The sequence below is a fragment of the Salipaludibacillus sp. HK11 genome (assembly GCF_047795645.1).
Lineage (GTDB): Bacteria > Bacillota > Bacilli > Bacillales > Salisediminibacteriaceae > Salipaludibacillus.
In genome coordinates this window covers 2,298,035-2,315,843 of the sequence record NZ_CP181045.1, presented here as the reverse complement: position 1 = coordinate 2,315,843, position 17,809 = coordinate 2,298,035, and the positions used below count along the sequence as shown (strand labels likewise).

The following is a 17,809-nucleotide window of genomic DNA, read 5'->3' as shown; positions in this document are numbered from 1 at the left end:
CCCTGACTTTCCGTAGGTGGAGCTTCAATCACTTAGGGAAACTTACTGTCATAGATTTGCGGCTGCTTCTACAATTACGTTTCTTAGGAAGGAATCCCATTTTTTAAAGTGACCGTCTTTGGCATCATAAAACACACAGTTTATCAAACAGCCTAAGTTTGCTACATCATATCGTTTTTCGCTTTGCAACAACAAATGGCTTTTCTATTGAACCAATTAGTGTTTGTCCAGCTGTAACGTGAACATCTTTATCGAGGATGACGTTTTCCAAGTAAACATCTTCTTCAATCGTACAACGTTGCATAATGATTGAATTTTTTATTTTTGCTCTCTGACTGACCTTTACACCGCGAAAGATAACACTGCCTGACACTTCTCCATCGATGACGGCACCATTTGCTAGCATAGAACCTGTTACATTTGCTCCATTCCGATGTTTGGCAGGAGGTTCATTACTGATTTTAGTTTGTACGAATTCATTCTTGAAAAAAAGCGATTTATAATTATCCGGATTTAATAAATTCATGTTATGTCTGAAAAAACTTTCAACTGAATTAATGAAAGCCGAGTAACCTTCATACTGGCAATACTGCACATTTAATTTACTTAAATTAGCCTTAATCCCGTCAAAGAAAAAGTGGTCCTTATGATAGGCGATGCATTCATCGACGAGGGATAACAATACATCTTTTTTGATGATATAAATTCCAGTAAATATGTTAGGATTCTGTTGATCATTAGTAAAATTATTGATCCAACCATCTTCATCGTGTTCAATACGAAGTTGGGATGTATGTTCAGGATTAAATTCACTAACATGCGTTGAAACACATGTGACATCTGCATCACGATTTATATGGTGTTCGAAGGATTTTTTATAAGTGTTATTAGATATAAATTGACTTCCACTGATAATGACATGATTTGCTTTTGAACGGTTAAAGTAGTCACGATTATTGTGGAAATGTCGCAGATCTCCGCGAGAAATATCCGTCGGATCATTCCAATCAGGAGGTAGGATGAACAGCCCGCCATGCCTTCTGGCTAATTCCCAATCGGCTCCTGTACCAATATGGTCCATTAATGAACGATATTTATGGTTTGTAAATATAGCGACCTCCTCAACGCCAGAATTAACCATGTTTGATAGAGTAAAATCAATGAGACGATATCTTCCGGCGAAAGGAGCAGCAGCACCACAACGGAAGTAAGTTAATTCTTCTAAAAAATCATATTCGTGTTCTAAATTGATTAACCCCATTAATGAATTCATCATCTATCACCCTCTATTTTTGATTTTGACTTTGTTTTTAATTTATGAAATCATAGATATTTTCGTGGTTTATGACTATGGGTTCATCAAATTCTGAACCATCGATGGATGCGCCATTAGGAATGGATACACCTTCCATAATAATAGCTCGATTGATGATACAATTTTCGCCCACCCTAACCATAGGGTGAAGTATTGATTCGTTGATTGATGACTTTTCACCGACATCAACTCGTTCAAAAAGTATCGAATTCGTCACTTTTCCACTAATCCAACTGCCTGAATTGATCAATGAATTATCAACGCATGCATGTTTATCAACAAAGTGAGGAGGATAGTTTGTATCATGAGAATATGTTCGCCATTCTTTATTATTAAGAGATAATGATAAATCCTCTTCCAGTAAATCCATATTTGCTTCCCAATAACTTTGAATCGTCCCCACATCTTTCCAATATCCTTCAAAACGGTAAGCGTATAATCCTAATTTGTCATTTAACATAGCAGGAATGATATCTTTTCCAAAGTCGTGTGAAGATTTCTTTTGTTTAGAGTCTTTGATGAGGTACTTTCGCAATGTCTTCCAATTGAAAACATAAATTCCCATCGAAGCTAAATTACTTTTAGGCTTCTCTGGTTTTTCGTCAAATTCATAAATTTCGAGGTTTTCTTTTGTATTTAAAATCCCAAATCGAGATGCCTCTTTCCAAGGAACTTCAATAACGGAAATAGTTGCTTCTGACTGTTTTTCTTTATGGTGTTCTATGAGTTTGTCGTAATTCATTTGATAGATATGGTCTCCAGAGATAACCAATACAAATTCAGGATCGTACTGATCGATGTAATGAATATTTTGTGAAATAGCATCCGCGGTACCTGAATACCAGCTTCCGCCTTCTTTAGCGGTATATGGAGAAAGAATGGAAACACCATCTTCTTGACGATCTAAATCCCAAGGTTTTCCAATCCCTATATGTTTGTTTAAAAGCATTGGGGAGTACTGTGTTAATACACCAACTGTGTGGATTCGAGAGTTGGAGCAATTACTTAATGTAAAATCAATAATGCGGTATTTTCCACCGAAATGAACAGCTGGTTTAGCGAGAGTTTTGGTTAATAATCCTAATCGTTTTCCTTCACCACCGGCTAGAAGCATTCCAACACATTCTTTTTTCATTTAGGAGCCCTCCTCTGTTGTGTCTGTATCTATTTTTTTAAAAATAGTAATCGCTAAAGGTGGAACCATGATTTTGATATGTTGCTCAGAATTATGCCATTTCTCTGGAAAACTAAAGTGATTTTCATTGTTGAGCTGGCCAGACCCTCCAAATTCTTCTGAATCAGAATTAAATATTTCAATATACTTCCCTGGGGAAGGGACACCGACTTTATAGTCGAAAAGAACACTAGGTGTAAAATTACAAACGATGATTCTTTCATCAAATTTGTCTTTCCCTCTACGAATGAAAGCGACAATACTTTGATCTATATTTTGTGCATCTATCCATTCAAATCCACTAGGGTCGTGATCAAGTTCATATAGGGATCGTTCAGATTGGTAGTAATGGTTTAATGTTTTCACGTAATGAGAGAGACTTTTGTGTAATGGATATTCTAATAGATGCCAGTCTAATTGTTCTTTATCTTTCCATTCAGCGTATTGACCGAGTTCACCACCCATGAATAAAAGTTTCTTACCAGGGTGAGCGACCATATATCCGTATAGTAAACGTAAATTTGCAAATTGCTGCCACTGATCTCCGGGCATTTTGTTTAATAGAGATAGTTTTCCATGGACGACTTCGTCATGAGAAAGCGGTAGAACAAAATTCTCAGAATGAGTATACATAAAAGAAAAAGTAAGTAAATTGTGGTTCCATTTTCGGTAAAGTGGATCGTGTTCCATATATTCAAGCATGTCATTCATCCAGCCCATGTTCCACTTGTAATTAAAACCTAAACCGCCATCATGAATAGGAGAGGTTACTAGTGGCACATCTGAACTATCTTCTGCCATCATCAATGTTGTGGGAAAATACTCAAATACAACTTGGTTGAGTTTTTTCAGGAAAGCAATAGCCTCGAGGTGGTCATCACCACCGTATGAGTTATAAACTTTTTCCTCTCCATCGTTTTTGTCAAAGTTCAAATAAATCATGCTCGCAACAGCGTCTGCTCTAATGCCATCAATATGATATTCTTTTAACCAATAGAGAGCATTAGATAATAGAAAACTTTGCACTTCGGGGCGACCAAAGTCAAAAGTTAATGTTCCCCAAGAAGTCTTTTCTGCTTTTCGTGGATCTAAATACTCATATAAAGGTTCCCCATCAAATTGTCTGAGACCGTGCTCATCTTTGCAAAAGTGGCCAGGAACCCAATCCATTATTACACCGATCCCATGCTGATGACATTGGTCAACAAAATATTTGAAATCATCTGGAGAACCATACCGACTTGTTACAGAAAAATATCCGGTGATTTGATATCCCCATGACAAGTCGAATGGGTGTTCAGCAAGAGGCATTATTTCTAGATGCGTATAGCCCATATCTTTAACATATGGAATTAACTCTTCTGCCAATTCTCGATAGGTATATAGAATATCATTTTGGTGTTTCTTCCAAGTTCCTAAATGAACTTCATAAATATTAATAGGAGATTCATATGGATTGTAGTCTTTTTTCATTTCTTGCCATTCGTTGTCTGCCCAATCATATTCAGTCGAAGAAGTAGTAACTGAAGCCGTCGCCGGGCGAACTTCTGATTGTCTTGCATAAGGATCGGCCTTTAACATTTGAAGGCCATTTGGGTGTATAATAGAATACTTATAAGTAGCGCCTAAAGGTATATCTGTGAAAAAACCGACCCATAAACCTTCTACATTGACGCGCTGTAAGGGGTATTTTTCCCCGGACCATTGGTTGAAATCACCAACGAGAAAAACAGATTGAGCATGAGGTGCCCAGACGACAAATCTTAGCCCAGATTGTTGTTTCCACTTCAGTTGATGGCACCCTAATAGTTCATAGCTATGATAATGTGTACCTTGGTGAAATAAATAAATATCGTGATTTGAGAGGGGATAGTTCATAAGCATGTTCCTTTCTCTACTTGTGAATGAGTCAGTCTTGGGTGATAACATCGTTAAATAGGGCGAGCATTAATAAATAGATATGTGAAAATACTTGATGTATGAAAATCAACTCGATTAAATATTTTGGGGAAGTGAGTCACCTATAGTTAGACTTCGTAAAAATTCTTTGTTAACGATAGTTAATGGGTGTAGTTAAAATATAGCTTATTCTCGTTTAGGCGACCTCTTTTCTCATAATTGTGTATACTTATAGTAGTTCGGTATCGGACTTGAAAATCCTTTATTTAATTATGGGAAATTCGGAAAATTATACGGAAGATTTTCTAACGAGATGCGTGTGGCCTTTACTTTAAAATAAAGAGAAGAACTTTAAAAATGATATGGAAGTAAAGGTTAATGACTATAAAGGCTGCTAATACTATGGTTATTATGAATTTGGAACGGTAGAAAAGAGGGTTTATTATGGAAAGGTATTTAGCTTGGATGGACGACATTCATTATGTTGAACTACAAGGAGAACAAATAAATGACATGAACGATAGGCAAGAAGGAGCTAGAATAGTTGCCAAGGATAATCCTAGTAATCATTGGAGTTTAACTATTAAACAAGTAAACAGTCCTGAAAGAATTCTGTTTTATTCTATAGACCCCTTACCAATTGGATTAGAACTAACATTAAAGTATCGTGACATAGAGGCGCCAGTTTATTCTAGAAAGGTTGTTCGTACGTCGTGGTTTGAATCGGAGTTTAACGCTACAGATATAGAGTTTGGTGCACTTTATCAAAGAAGTGCAACTATTTTTAGAACATGGACTCCTGTGGCAACATCTATGAATGTGAAATTAGACAGCGAAACGATACCAATGACAAGAAAAGAAAAAGGTATATGGGAATGTGAGGTTAAAAAAGATTGTCACAAATTACCTTACGTTTACGAAGGAATGATCAATGGCGAAGTGGTAGAAGTAGTTGATCCCTATGCAAAAGCTTTAACTGTGAACAGTAAAGCGGCTGTTGTGATTGATTTAGCACAAACTGACCCGGATAATTTTAGAAATACACCAATACCGTCTATTAATCACTTGCAGGATAGTTCTATTTATGAACTTCATGTACGAGATGCGACGATTCACTCTGACAGCGGGGTGGATATTAAGGGGAAGTATCTCGGTTTAGCAGAAAAAGGTTCAGAAACGAATCGAAGCTATTCTACCGCCTTGAATTATATAAAAGATTTAGGCGTGACACACGTGCAACTTTTACCTGTAAATGATTTTGCAAGAATTGATGATTTGCGACCTAATGATCAATATAACTGGGGATACGATCCATTGTTTTTTCAGGTTCCAGAAGGAAGTTATTCTGTTGATCCAACTGATTCAAGTTCTCGAATTAATGAGCTAAAAACACTGGTTCAGGCGTTCCATGAAGAACAATTATCAATCATTTTAGATGTTGTTTATAATCATGTTTTTATCATGGAAGAGTCTTCTTTTGAAAAGCTAGTTCCGGGGTATTACTTTAGGTATCATCCGGATGACACCGTTAGCAATGGTACAGGAGTTGGGAATGATTTTGCTTCAGAACGAGTGATGGCAAGAAAGTTCATTTTAGACTCCATTGATTTCTGGTTAAATGAATACCTTGTAGATGGTTTTAGATTTGATTTAATGGGAGAACTGGATATTCAAACGATGAAAGAAATACAGATAAGATGTGATTCTGCCAACCGTCAGATCATGTTATTAGGTGAAGGATGGGATCTGCCAACAGCTCTCCATTCAGAGCAACGAGCAACAAGCCATCAATCACATCAAATTCCTGGGATTCGATTTTTTAATGATTTTTTTCGAGATACGGTTAAGGGAAATCTGTTTGACAGCTTTGATTATGGTTATATTAATGGAAAAGGGAAAAATATCGAAAGACTTCCCCAACTTATCAAAGGTTCAAGTAGTGAAAAGGAACAAATTGCTCCGTTTGTTTCAAATGTTACGCAAACGGTAAATTATGTAGAATGTCATGATAATCATACACTTTGGGATCGGTTACTAGTCTCGAATGGAGAAGAGAGTAATAATGACCTTAAAGAAATGCATAAACTAGCTACAGGTTTAACTCTTGTGAGCCAAGGGATTCCTTTTTTACATGCTGGGCAGGAATGGTTTCGTTCAAAAAATGGAGAAGGAAATAGTTATATCTCAAGTGATGAAGTGAATCAGTTGGACTGGATGGAGCGGGAAAAACAAGAGGAACATATTGAATTTGTTCGAAAGTTATTAAAAATCCGAAATGAAAATCCGGTTTTTCGGCTGCAGTCAAAAAACGAAATTGATAGACGGGTACATGTATTAGAGACACCTGCTCCAATATTTGGATTTACTTTGCTCGGTATTGAAAAAGATTTTTGTATATATGTCAATCCTACAAAAAAGCGATACCAAATAATTTTGCCATCTACAGGAAATTGGGAAGTTCTTGTATCAAATTTAGTGAAAATGGCACATATTAATTCTCTGATCAAGGGGCAATACACGGAATTAGAACCATACGAATTTCTAGTAATAAAAAAATCACGACTTTAAGTTGAAGAAATGCACAAATTTATTTACAATGGTAAAAGACTTTTAAACTTACACGACTAGTCTCTCATAGGAGATTCAATAAAGTGAAAAGTGAAGAATGAAAAATGAGGGTGAAACGATTGGAACATTTCATGGGTGAAGGATGGCAGCTACGCCCTGCTGGTGGAGCTACCGGGGAGGCATATGTTGCTGAACAAGGAAATCAAAAAATCTTTATAAAAAGAAATTCTTCACCGTTTTTAGCCGTTCTTTCTGCGGAAGGTATCGTTCCGAAATTATTATGGACGAAACGTCTTGAAAACGGAGATGTTATCACAGCTCAACGTTGGGTAGAGGGGCGTGAACTGAAATCATATGAAATGAATGATGATCGAGTAGCCGCTTTATTATCGAAAATTCATCAATCGAAGGACTTGTTAGATATGTTTAAGAGAATGGGAAACCTTCCGTTAACTCCTGAACAGATTCTATTAAAGGTTAAACAGAAAACAGGTCAATTTTATATTCAGGATCCATATATAGTTGATGCTATGAAGTGGTTATCAAAAAATATACCAGCATATAATGATGAAAATCTTGTTGTATGTCACGCAGATGTAAATCATAACAATTGGATTCATAATGGGAATGATAATTTATTTTTAATCGATTGGGATGGTGCACAAGTAGCTGACCCAGTTCTGGACATTGCTCCGTTACTTTACCTATACATTCCTCGTGAAGACTGGCCATTGTGGCTAGAGATATATGGGGTAGACATGGACGACGGCATGCTCAGTAGGATGCAATGGTATATGGTCGCTCAATGTGTTGAAAATATCATCTGGTATTGGCAACGCAATGAATTCGATGAAATTACAAAATGGTCTGATCTTTTAAATCAAATTATTCAAGAAGCAGAAAAAAATAAATAATCATAACAAGAAATGCTGATGGTATTCTAGTTGCTATCAGAGGAAACCTTAAAAATCTATTTTAAAATGCCTAACAAATTATTTTAATTTGTTAGGCATTTTAAATTTCTGATTTACTTGACACTCATCGAGTAATTTGGACTTATTTACTCAAGCTGTTGATTAGTTGCTTGGTCAATTTGTTGAATCCATTGCGTTAGTTCTGATGATGATTGTGTTGAATGGTTGCCTTCTTGGTCATGTTGAGATGCATATTGTTCAATAGCAGCCAACGTTTGTTTGAAGTCTTCTGGGACATCAGGGTTTTGACCAAGCGACTGAACTAAGCTTTGTAACTGATGATATTCGTCATGACTCCCATAATGTTCTGTTAATTGATTTTCTAAAATATCATTTAATACTTCTAATTGGTGATGGTAGTTAATCGACAATTTTAATCATCCTTTCCTTTGAGGTTTTTTATACCCCTTTGAAACAGGATGTGGAAAAAATCCAGTTTTATACTTCCTTTTAATAAAATTTGTCAGTCAAAAAAAATTAAACTTCTCTACCTTTTCGTTGCTCGTAATCAATCGTTACTTTACCGCCACCGTCAATCAATAATGAAATTTCCTCAATCCAACGCGACAAATTTAGTCCGTGATGCTGAACCAATTCATTTAAGTTGTTTGTTTCTTCTGATTTATCTGCAAACGCATGAATTTCTTGAATTGTACCGTGGAAATTCTCATTAAATTTATCTGTGCGTAATTCTTGAGCGACTTCTTTTAATTGATTGAAGTCATCCTTTGTGGCTTCGTTCTTTTGTTGTAATTGCTCTAATATTGTTTGAAGTTGTCCTAATAGGTTATCTGTACTCATTTATTATCTCCTCCAGAATTATAATTGTTACATATCTCTCTTTTCCCTACATTTAAAATAATACACCTCCTTCTGTTTATTATAGGTAAAATTTATTGAGAAGAAGGGTCTAACGAGAAAGGTGATTTTGTGATATTCTTATTTATGAGAAAAGTAATTTCACCTTGAAAAGGGATTTTATACTGGACTAGCGTGATAAAATATAATACTTTTTTATACTTTAAGAATGTTTAATTTAGCTAAAGGATAAAAGTATAAGATAAACTAAGGCTTTCGCCATGAAGGACTTTGCGACAAGCCAAGTTTTTCTAATGAAAAAAATGGAGTGTGACATGCATGCGTTTAAGGAATAAACCTTGGGCTATGGAGCTCATTGAAAGTCATCCGGAAATATTTGAGAGATTCCCTTCGGATTGGCAAGGAAGATGGCAGGAAAAGTTTGATAATAAGAATCCGCTTTATGTGGAAGTAGGAACAGGAAAAGGGCAGTTTGTGACACGAATGGCAGAAGCTCATTCTGAAGTGAATTTTATTGGAATAGAAAAATATGAAAGTGTTCTTGTGACAGGTGTTCAACGTTCCGTTGACTGTCGACAAACGAATCTTCGCTTTTTACAAGAAGATGTAATGAATATTACTGATTTTTTTCAAAAAGATGAAGTGGATCGAATTTACATAAATTTCACCGATCCTTGGCCGAAAAATAAACATGCTAAACGACGACTAACTCATGAGTTTTTTCTAGAAAAGTACGAGAGTATTCTGAAAAAATCTGGTGAAATTCATTTTAAAACAGATAATCAAGCTTTGTTTGAATATTCGATTGAAAGCTTGACTCAATACGGTTTTCGATTAAAAAATGTAAGTTTAGATCTCCACAATAGTGCCATGACGGGTAACATTATGACGGAGTATGAGCAGAAATTTGCTAATAAAGGGATGAGAATCTATCGATTAGAAGCTTATTTGCGATCATAACTTGAAATGAGGGGATCTTTGATGGGAATGGAACAATGGCAACTAGCGGAAGATGTAACACTCACTTGGTTAAATGGCGGAGTGACTCATATGGATGGAGGAGCTATGTTTGGTGTAGTCCCAAAACCCCTTTGGTCAAAGAAGTATCCTTCCAATGATCAAAATCAAATCGAGCTAAGAACAGATCCAATTCTTATTCAAGTCGAAGGACGCAATATATTAGTTGATGGAGGAATTGGTAACGGGAAATTTTCCGATAAAGCGAAAAGAAATTTCGGGATAACGGAAGAATCAAAGGTTGATCAAAGTTTAGATCAGCTAGGTTTGTCTCGAGAAGATATTGATACGATCCTGATGACTCATCTGCACTTTGATCACGCAAGCGGGTTAACGATGTGGGAAGAGGATGATCTTAGACCTACCTTTCCAAATGCGATAATATGGGTCCAGGAAATCGAATGGAATGATATTCGCAAACCAAATATCCGTTCAAAGAATACGTATTTTAAAGATAATTGGCAAGCGATTAAAGATCAGGTTAGGACTTTCAATAACGAGGTTGAAGTAGTACGAGGGTTAAAGTTAATCCATACAGGTGGTCACAGTGCAGGCCATTGTATTCTTCATCTTCAAAGAGGAGGTCAGGAAGTGTGGCATATGGCCGACATCATGCCAACCCACGCTCATCAAAATGTTTTATGGGTTCTTGCCTATGATGACTATCCGATGGATTCTATTGCTAAAAAACAAGAATTCATAATACCTGCTATGACAAAAGAAGTCTGGTTTTCGTTTTATCATGATTATAATTATCGAATGATTAAGTGGGATGCTTCAGGAAATGAAGTTCTTGATTATGTTGAGCGGGACTCGTCAAATGAATATTGACAGGACATTTGTTGATAATAGCTGTTCGACGGATTTAGGTCCGGTGAATAGTTATTTTTAAAATAAATAATAAAAAACTTACGGAAAAATCCGTAAGTTAAAGTTAATACTTATAAGAATGTTTAATTTCGCTAAAGGATTAAAGTAGGCTTTCGCCATGAAGGACTTGGCGACAAGCCAAGTTTTTTTAATGATCTTGTTTATTTAAAGCTAGGACTGTTCCTGTGGACGAATCGACAAAAAATTCGTACGCTTCTATTTTTCCTGATTCGTCGGAACAGGTAATTCCACCGCGATATACTTGGTATAAAAGTTGGTCTTGTTCAAAGTCTTCCGTGACCATATGGACCCAAGATCCTTCAATTGTGCCAAGATGGGTAGTTTTACGCTTTACTAATTTCAAAGCCTTTTCAGGTGCTAATTTACCATCGGTCTTATCCAATTGGTTTTTTGCTAGAATAGTGACTGCTACCCCAGCTCCCATGCCTACTGCGAACCTTTTCCAACCCATATCATACGCCTTCTTTCTCGTTAAAATTAATTCGTAGAAATGTTTCCACACTCAGTATATCGAAACAAAACAGAAAAGCCAATATTGAAAGGCATTTTAAACAAAGATAAAATAATTTGATTTATAAAATTGTTTCGGTTTGCGAAAAAAAGTGGATTCCACTTAAACAATTCGTTAAAATAGGAATTAAGCTAAAGAAAAGTGTAAGGGAATATAATAGTTTAAATTAAGATTTACATACTATTTTTAATGAAGGAAGGGAGACCGAATATGAAACAAGAGACGTACGATATGTTTGAGACGTTAACACAATTACCTGGAGCTCCTGGGTTTGAACATGAAGTGAGATCCTATGTGAAAAGGGAATTGGAAAAATACAGTGAAGAAGTGATTCAAGATCGTTTAGGTGGTGTTTTTGGCATAAAACGAGGCGACTCACAGGGGCCTAAAGTGATGGTTGCTGGACACATGGATGAAGTTGGATTTATGGTCACTTCCATAGATGAAAAAGGTTTGATTCGTTTTCAGACTTTGGGTGGATGGTGGAGTCAAGTGTTGTTGGCGCAGCGTCTAAAGATCATGACCGATCGTGGTCCGGTGACAGGTGTCATAGGATCTATTCCACCACATTTATTGGATGAGGCGAAACGAAGCAAGCCGATGGAAATAAAAAATATGTATATTGATATAGGTGCAGATGATCGTGAAGATGCTATAAAAATTGGTATTAAACCAGGCCAGCAAATTGTTCCAATTTGCCCAATGGAGAAATTAGCAAATCAGAAAAAGATCCTTTCAAAAGCTTGGGATAATCGCTATGGTGTTGGATTATCGATTGAGTTATTAAAAGAGTTACATGGAGAAAAAACGCCAAACATTTTATATTCAGGTGCAACAGTTCAGGAAGAGGTAGGACTTAGAGGTGCTCAGGCTGCGGCCAATATGATTCAACCAGATATATTTTATGCGCTTGATGCGAGTCCTGCCAACGATGCTTCTGGAGAGAAAGATGCGTTCGGTCATCTTGGAAAAGGGGCGTTGTTAAGAATCTTTGATCGTACGATGATTACTCATCGAGGAATGCGTGAGTTTATTCTCGATACAGCTGAGACAAATAATATTCCATATCAATTTTTTGTTTCACAAGGAGGAACAGACGCGGGGAGAGTCCATATATCTAATAGTGGTGTTCCGTCAGCAGTTATCGGTATTTGTTCTAGGTATATTCATACAGCTGCATCAATGATTCACGTCGATGATTATGCGGCAGCAAAAGAATTAATAACAACTCTCGTTCGTCACACCGACAAGACGACGTTAAAAACGATACGGGATAATGTTTAATTATAAAAAGAAGCCTCGTTATCGTGAACTGTAACCCGAATAATGGACACTAAAAAAAAGTGCCTCATTATTCGGGTGTTTATGTTTTTATAAGATAAACCCGTTTATAATAAAATAAATCATTAGAACGGAGAATTGTCATGAGTAAAAACATTTATTCAGAGTTTCAAATGAAAGAACTAGAGAAGAATCCGAATGTTGTACGTGCGTCGGACCGCTCGATCTCTTACCAACCATATTTTAAAGTAAAGGCTGTTCAAGAATATAAAACAGGAAAAGGACCGTCTCAGATCTTTCTAGAGCATGGATTTAACCTTGAGGTTATAGGTAAAGACCAACCAAAGCGTTGTTTAAGGCGTTGGCGCGATACGTTTGAGCAGTTTGGTGAAGTTGGATTCGAATCGGAGCGAAGAGGAAAAGGAAGTGCGGGACGCCCCTCATCCAAAACGTTATCTGCCGAAGAAAAACTTAAAAAAGCAGAAACAAGAATCAAGTATTTAGAAGCTGAGAATGACTTCTTAAAAAAGCTAGAAGAACGAGAGAGGCAGGCGTTGAAAAAGAAATATTAACCCCTTCAGAGAAATTTGAACTTATTGAAAAAATCATCAGAAAGCACCAATTGAAGGGAGAAGTAACCCAGTTGTGTCAGATAGCTGAAGTAAGTAGAAGTGGTTATTACGCCTGGTTAAGCGCAGAGGGCGTCCGTCAAGTCCGAGAAGCAAGGGATACACAAGAAGTTAAACTTATTAAAAATATTTTCTTCGTAAAGAATCAAAAAGTAGGGGCACTTCAAATCAAAATGATATTAGAGAATGATCACAGTGTCGTGATGAATCATAAAAAAATCAGACGCTTAATGAAAAAATTCAGCCTAGAAACGAAAATTAGGCGGGCGAAGCCTTATAGAAAAATGCTTAAGGCGACACAAGAACACCGTACATGTCCGAACTTACTTCAACGTCAGTTTGATCAAAAAGAATTTGGTAAAGTGTTATTAACTGACATTACTTATCTTTACTATAGTTCAGGTCAAAAAGCCTATTTATCCTGTGTGAAAGATGGAGCTACAAAAGAGATTTTAGCTTATAAATTGTCAAGGTCATTAGAAATGGATATTGTTTATCAAACATTAGACAACCTCAAGGAAGGGATGGGTATCTTTCACCCTGAGGCTATCCTTCACTCTGATCAAGGGGTTCACTATACTCATCCAGAGTTCCAGGACAAGGTGAAAAAATTAGGGGTACGTCAATCTATGTCAAGAAAGGGAAATTGTTGGGATAACGCACCAATGGAATCATTCTTTGGACATTTCAAAGATATGGTCGACCACAAAGCGTGCGAGAACTTTATACAATTAAGACAAGAAGTAGATGACTACATGGAAGAATATAATGGTCATCGTTACCAGTGGGGATTAAAGAAAATGACCCCGGCTCAATACCAAAGTCATTTACTAGCTGCATAGGTCCCTTTTATAAACTGTCCATTTTATAGGTTACAGTTCATCGATAGAGGCTTCTTTTTATAATACTGCTATTCTAAAGCAAACGAATTCGCGCTGGACCACTTCTTACCCACCACTTAACATTGCCTATTAAATTTGAATGGAGTGAAGTTATATGAAAAAGTTGTATATTGCTTCGAAGAATCCGACTAAAATTAAATCTGTAGAGTTAGTATTTGGTAATACATATGATGTGATTGGATATCTTGCTCCTTCTGGTGTTTCTGATCAGCCGATGTCAGATCTGGAAACAAAACAAGGTGCAATTAATCGTGCAAAGTATCTAGTGAAAGAGACATCTGCTGACGTTACGATTGGCCTTGAAGGTGGGGTAATGACACTCGATGACCAGTTGTTTTTATGTAATTGGGGGGCACTTGCAACGAAACAAGGTCATTTGCTAATGGCTTCAGGAGCTCGAATCCCTCTTCCAAACTCTGTGAGGGAAATGATAAATGAGGGCAAGGAATTAGGGGATGTTATGGATTTGTGGACAGAAAAGAATAATGTTCGAAGTAAAGAAGGAGCAATTGGCATTTTTACAGCCGGTCAGGTGGATCGAACGACAATGTTTAGTCAAATAAACATCTTGTTACTAGGTCAATTCAATCGTGTAGAGTGACCAGAATCGGAGAGGTGCGACGCTTGAGAGGAAAAAACGTGTTGAGTGTCCAGAATCGAAGAGATGCTGGACACTGGAGAAGAGAAAAGGTGTAGAGTGACCAGAATCAATCACTCATATGGGACACTAAAAAAGAGCAATCCGTCAAAATAATTCTCATTAATTTTTTAGGCTGCCTTCATTTGCTTAGCTCTCAAATATATAAGAGAGAGATTGAATAGCTTGATCAACATTTTCTACTGTCACTTGTGCTTTTTCAGAAAGTTCTTTAAGCGGATGATGAAGCTCTTTCGAACGAATTAAAATGAGTGGTTTATTTAGTGCGATTGCTGAAGCAGCATCTGCTGCGCTATTCCACTGCTTATACTTCTCACCAAATAAGGCAATGACAACATCCGACTTTTCAAGTAAGATTCTCGTACGTAAGTTATTAAACTTAGAAGCGGCTTCATCTTTGTATATTGGTGTAGGCTGTTCTCCTAAGATTTCTTCGCCAATGTTGTCTGAACGATCATGATCCTCCATAGGTCCAACAAAATCAAGCGGTAAATCTTTGGATTTATTTTTTATTTCTTGTCGCCAATTATCATGAATTTGTCCTGCAAGATACACGGTTAATCGCATGAGTAATTCCCTCCTTATTTTATGATTCTATTTTAGCAGATTTATTCCTTAATAGCAGTTATCCCTTTGTCAATATGTTATTATTACCAATATAGTTTTAATAAAAATCCTATTCAGTCTAGCAGATGCGATGATGTAAATTAGCTAAGGAGAAGTAGATAATGAGAGATTTTTTTAGGCGTAAAGGAATTGAACCAACTGTTCAAAACTACTTAATCAATACATTGAGCTACATGGCTTTAGGTTTGTTTTCTTCCTTAATTATAGGACTTATTATGGAAACAATTGGGTCGCAACTTCAAGGGATAGGGGTTCCGGGAGCGGCAGTTTTAATCCAAATGGGTGAGATGGCTATGAGCCTTTCGGGGCCTGCGATTGGTGTTGCAGTCGCTTATGGACTTGGTGCGCCAAGGCTCGTTTTGTTCGCGGCTGTAATAAGCGGTGCGTCGGGTGGAGAATTGGCAGGACCAGTTGGTAGTTTTTTAGCAGCATTGATATCTACAGAGGTTGGTAAAATGGTGTCTAAAGAAACGAAGCTAGACATTATTGTCACACCTCTTGTAACGATTATTGCTGGTGTTGGTAGTGCGATGCTTATTGGTCCACCTATCGCTAGCGTAGTGACACAATTTGGCGTCTTCATTATGTGGGCGACAGAACAACAACCATTTCTGATGGGAATCCTAGTTGCTGTCTTTATGGGGTTAGCATTGACGGCACCTATTTCAAGTGCAGCTATAGCTTTTATGCTAGGCTTAGAAGGGCTTGCTGCCGGGGCTGCTACGGTAGGCTGTGCATCTCAAATGATTGGCTTTGGGATTAGTAGTTTTCGTGAAAATGGCTGGTCTGGTTTTGTTGCGTTAGGTATTGGCACATCGATGTTGCAAATAGCGAATGTCGTTAAAAATCCGTATATTTTGATTCCGCCAACAGTAACTGCTGCGATTCTTGGCCCGTTTTCGACGATGGTATTTTTTATGGAAAACAATGAAGCAGGAGCTGGAATGGGGACAAGTGGTTTCGTTGGTCAGATTATGACAATACGTACGATGGGCGCTGATTTTTCAGTGTTCATGAGTATTCTTCTGTTACATTTCTTGTTACCTGCTATCCTTAGTGTTATTCTTTCAGAATGGTTAAGAAAAAAAGATCTAATCAAATATGGAGATATGACAATTGATAAATCTTAGTATGAGAGGGTGGCACGAATGAATAATATAACATCACTTGAACAGTATAAGCAGGTCATTGAGGGAGAGGGAGCGGTACTTATGTTCAGTGCAGGTTGGTGTCCAGACTGTACTGTGATTGACCCGTTACTTCCAGCATTAGAAGAAACTCATAATGATTTAGACTTTTACAAAGTCAATCGTGATGATTTTATCGAGTTATGTCAGGAATTAAATATTTTTGGGATTCCGAGTTTTCTTGTTTTCAAAAAAGGAAAAGAAGTTCATCGTTTTGTGAGTAAAAACCGTAAAACAGTTGAAGAAATTGATGCATTTTTAACGGAAGCGAAACATAGGTAATTAATTTTTAGAGGACTCTCTTTGGAAGTCCTCTTTTTGGTGCTTGATTTTAGAGGCGATTTGCTTTAGGGATAATTTTATAAGCAAGGTAATTGGTGATTACTTGACATCATGTTAGAATTGCAATGAACTGGAGGGATAAATATGAAACCAATCCAACTGAAAAGAGAAATTGAAAGTCAACTGACGAACGAGAATTGGGTGACGTCCTTTGATAGAGAGCAGGGAACTCTGCGAATTATAGATAAGCGAGTGGATAAAGGAGTAACGATTGATTTAGCTAAATTAGGTCCGAAATTCGAAGCTGATAAAGGTGAGGCTTTGAAAGAAACAGTAGCTATGATTACTGAAGGTTTAAGGTTACTGACTTCTGAAGTTTCACTCATCGATAAGGAAAAGAGTATATTTCCTGTAATTCGAACAGCTTCTTTTGAAAGAGAAACGAACGATGGACGAAAATTACTTCATTCCGACCATACTGCAGAGACAAAAATATTTTATGCAGTTGATGAAGGGACGTCTTATTCTCTCATTGATGAAGGGATGCTTGAGAAGGCCGGAAAAAGTTTTAGAGAAATACAAGAAGCAAGTCAATTTAATTTGCGTTCATTAGATCATCCGATGAAAGAGGATAGAGTTGCTGGGAATACATTCTATTTTTTGAGTACGAATGATGGATATGATGCAAGTAGAATTCTTGATGATTCGTTTCTTAAAAAAATGGAAGAAAAAGCGTTAGGTCAATTAACTGTTGCTATTCCGCATCATGATGTGCTTATATTCGGTGATATACAAAATGAAACAGGGTACGATGTGTTAGCACAAATGGTATTCCAGTTTTTCTCACAAGGTCGAATCCCGCTAACTGCATTACCATTTATGTATGAAAACGGAGAATTAGAACCAGTCTTCATATTAGCGAAGAAAAAACCAAAAGAAGCAAAAAAAGATTAATCCGTAGTGAGGTAGGGTTGACGTTTATTACAAGCAACAATTTTAAAAAAGAATTACCATCTTGGTGATTCTTTTTTCTTTATAAACAGACAATGTTTTAGGGGGCGCAATGTGGACGAGA

The 17,809-nt window shown here is 36.9% G+C and carries 17 protein-coding genes; 10 read left to right on the top strand and 7 right to left on the bottom strand.

The features are described from left to right. Nucleotides 1–166: 166 nt before the first annotated feature. Genes glgD through glgB form a run of 3 tightly spaced genes read right to left on the bottom strand, consistent with a single transcriptional unit; the run spans nt 167 to nt 4,367 of the window. Complete coding sequence (gene glgD, locus ACM26V_RS11440; protein WP_416151542.1) at nt 167–1,276, bottom strand: glucose-1-phosphate adenylyltransferase subunit GlgD; 1,110 nt, start codon at nt 1,274–1,276, stop codon at nt 167–169. Nucleotides 1,277–1,310: 34 nt separating this feature from the next. Continuing rightward, nucleotides 1,311–2,450, bottom strand: coding sequence for a glucose-1-phosphate adenylyltransferase (locus tag ACM26V_RS11435; RefSeq protein WP_416151541.1), 1,140 nt, complete (start codon nt 2,448–2,450; stop codon nt 1,311–1,313). Further along, the gene (gene glgB / locus ACM26V_RS11430) at nt 2,451–4,367 is read right to left on the bottom strand and encodes a 1,4-alpha-glucan branching protein GlgB (RefSeq protein WP_416151858.1); all 1,917 of its coding nucleotides are present in this window, start codon (nt 4,365–4,367) and stop codon (nt 2,451–2,453) included. 465 nt (nt 4,368–4,832) lie between these two features. Between glgB and pulA the strand changes: the two genes are divergently transcribed. Both pulA and ACM26V_RS11420 read left to right on the top strand, forming a co-directional pair. Further along, nucleotides 4,833–6,956: a type I pullulanase gene (pulA, locus tag ACM26V_RS11425; RefSeq protein ID WP_416151540.1), complete on the top strand. Its 2,124-nt coding sequence runs from the start codon at nt 4,833–4,835 to the stop codon at nt 6,954–6,956. 110 nt (nt 6,957–7,066) lie between these two features. Further along, on the top strand, nt 7,067–7,870 hold the full coding sequence (locus tag ACM26V_RS11420; RefSeq protein WP_416151857.1) for a phosphotransferase: 804 nt from the start codon (nt 7,067–7,069) through the stop codon (nt 7,868–7,870). 146 nt (nt 7,871–8,016) lie between these two features. Here the strand turns inward: ACM26V_RS11420 and ACM26V_RS11415 are convergent, their stop codons facing one another. Both ACM26V_RS11415 and ACM26V_RS11410 read right to left on the bottom strand, forming a co-directional pair. Continuing rightward, nucleotides 8,017–8,301: a YtzH-like family protein gene (locus tag ACM26V_RS11415; protein ID WP_416151539.1), complete on the bottom strand. Its 285-nt coding sequence runs from the start codon at nt 8,299–8,301 to the stop codon at nt 8,017–8,019. Nucleotides 8,302–8,407: 106 nt separating this feature from the next. Further along, the gene (locus ACM26V_RS11410; RefSeq protein ID WP_416151538.1) at nt 8,408–8,731 is read right to left on the bottom strand and encodes a YtzH-like family protein; all 324 of its coding nucleotides are present in this window, start codon (nt 8,729–8,731) and stop codon (nt 8,408–8,410) included. Nucleotides 8,732–9,067: 336 nt separating this feature from the next. Between ACM26V_RS11410 and trmB the strand changes: the two genes are divergently transcribed. Both trmB and ACM26V_RS11400 read left to right on the top strand, forming a co-directional pair. Next, nucleotides 9,068–9,709 (top strand): tRNA (guanosine(46)-N7)-methyltransferase TrmB, encoded by a 642-nt coding sequence (trmB, locus tag ACM26V_RS11405; RefSeq protein ID WP_416151537.1) that lies wholly within the window; start codon nt 9,068–9,070, stop codon nt 9,707–9,709. Between the two features lie 27 nt (nt 9,710–9,736). Next, entirely contained in the window at nt 9,737–10,597 is an 861-nt protein-coding gene (locus ACM26V_RS11400; RefSeq protein WP_416151856.1) for a YtnP family quorum-quenching lactonase, read from the top strand. A gap of 187 nt (nt 10,598–10,784) precedes the next feature. Here ACM26V_RS11400 and ACM26V_RS11395 read toward each other — a convergent pair whose 3' ends face one another. Next, the gene (locus tag ACM26V_RS11395; RefSeq protein ID WP_416151536.1) at nt 10,785–11,108 is read right to left on the bottom strand and encodes a PepSY domain-containing protein; all 324 of its coding nucleotides are present in this window, start codon (nt 11,106–11,108) and stop codon (nt 10,785–10,787) included. Between the two features lie 270 nt (nt 11,109–11,378). On the opposite strand from ACM26V_RS11395, the gene ACM26V_RS11390 reads away from it, so the two are divergent. From ACM26V_RS11390 to ACM26V_RS11380, 3 genes are all read left to right on the top strand, one after another. After that, the gene (locus tag ACM26V_RS11390) at nt 11,379–12,452 is read left to right on the top strand and encodes a M42 family metallopeptidase (RefSeq protein WP_416151535.1); all 1,074 of its coding nucleotides are present in this window, start codon (nt 11,379–11,381) and stop codon (nt 12,450–12,452) included. A 140-nt stretch (nt 12,453–12,592) separates the two neighbouring features. After that, nucleotides 12,593–13,920 (top strand): IS3 family transposase gene (locus ACM26V_RS11385; RefSeq protein ID WP_416151534.1). Its coding sequence is split into 2 segments (ribosomal slippage): nt 12,593–12,965 and nt 12,965–13,920, totalling 1,329 coding nucleotides; the frame shifts between segments, so codons are not numbered across the junction. A gap of 154 nt (nt 13,921–14,074) precedes the next feature. Continuing rightward, nucleotides 14,075–14,581, top strand: a complete 507-nt coding sequence (locus ACM26V_RS11380) for a DUF84 family protein (protein ID WP_416151533.1) — start codon at nt 14,075–14,077, stop codon at nt 14,579–14,581. 186 nt (nt 14,582–14,767) lie between these two features. Here ACM26V_RS11380 and ACM26V_RS11375 read toward each other — a convergent pair whose 3' ends face one another. Then, nucleotides 14,768–15,205, bottom strand: coding sequence for a YtoQ family protein (locus ACM26V_RS11375; RefSeq protein WP_416151532.1), 438 nt, complete (start codon nt 15,203–15,205; stop codon nt 14,768–14,770). 161 nt (nt 15,206–15,366) lie between these two features. On the opposite strand from ACM26V_RS11375, the gene ACM26V_RS11370 reads away from it, so the two are divergent. The 3 genes from ACM26V_RS11370 to ACM26V_RS11360 all read left to right on the top strand — a co-directional run bounded on the left by ACM26V_RS11370 (nt 15,367) and on the right by ACM26V_RS11360 (nt 17,688). Further along, nucleotides 15,367–16,395 carry a PTS transporter subunit IIC gene (locus ACM26V_RS11370; RefSeq protein WP_416151531.1) on the top strand — a complete coding sequence of 343 codons (1,029 nt, stop codon included), beginning with the start codon at nt 15,367–15,369 and terminating at the stop codon, nt 16,393–16,395. Between the two features lie 18 nt (nt 16,396–16,413). Further along, nucleotides 16,414–16,734 (top strand): thioredoxin family protein, encoded by a 321-nt coding sequence (locus tag ACM26V_RS11365; RefSeq protein ID WP_416151530.1) that lies wholly within the window; start codon nt 16,414–16,416, stop codon nt 16,732–16,734. A 144-nt stretch (nt 16,735–16,878) separates the two neighbouring features. Further along, entirely contained in the window at nt 16,879–17,688 is an 810-nt protein-coding gene (locus tag ACM26V_RS11360; protein WP_416151529.1) for a DUF1444 family protein, read from the top strand. Nucleotides 17,689–17,809: the final 121 nt, after the last annotated feature.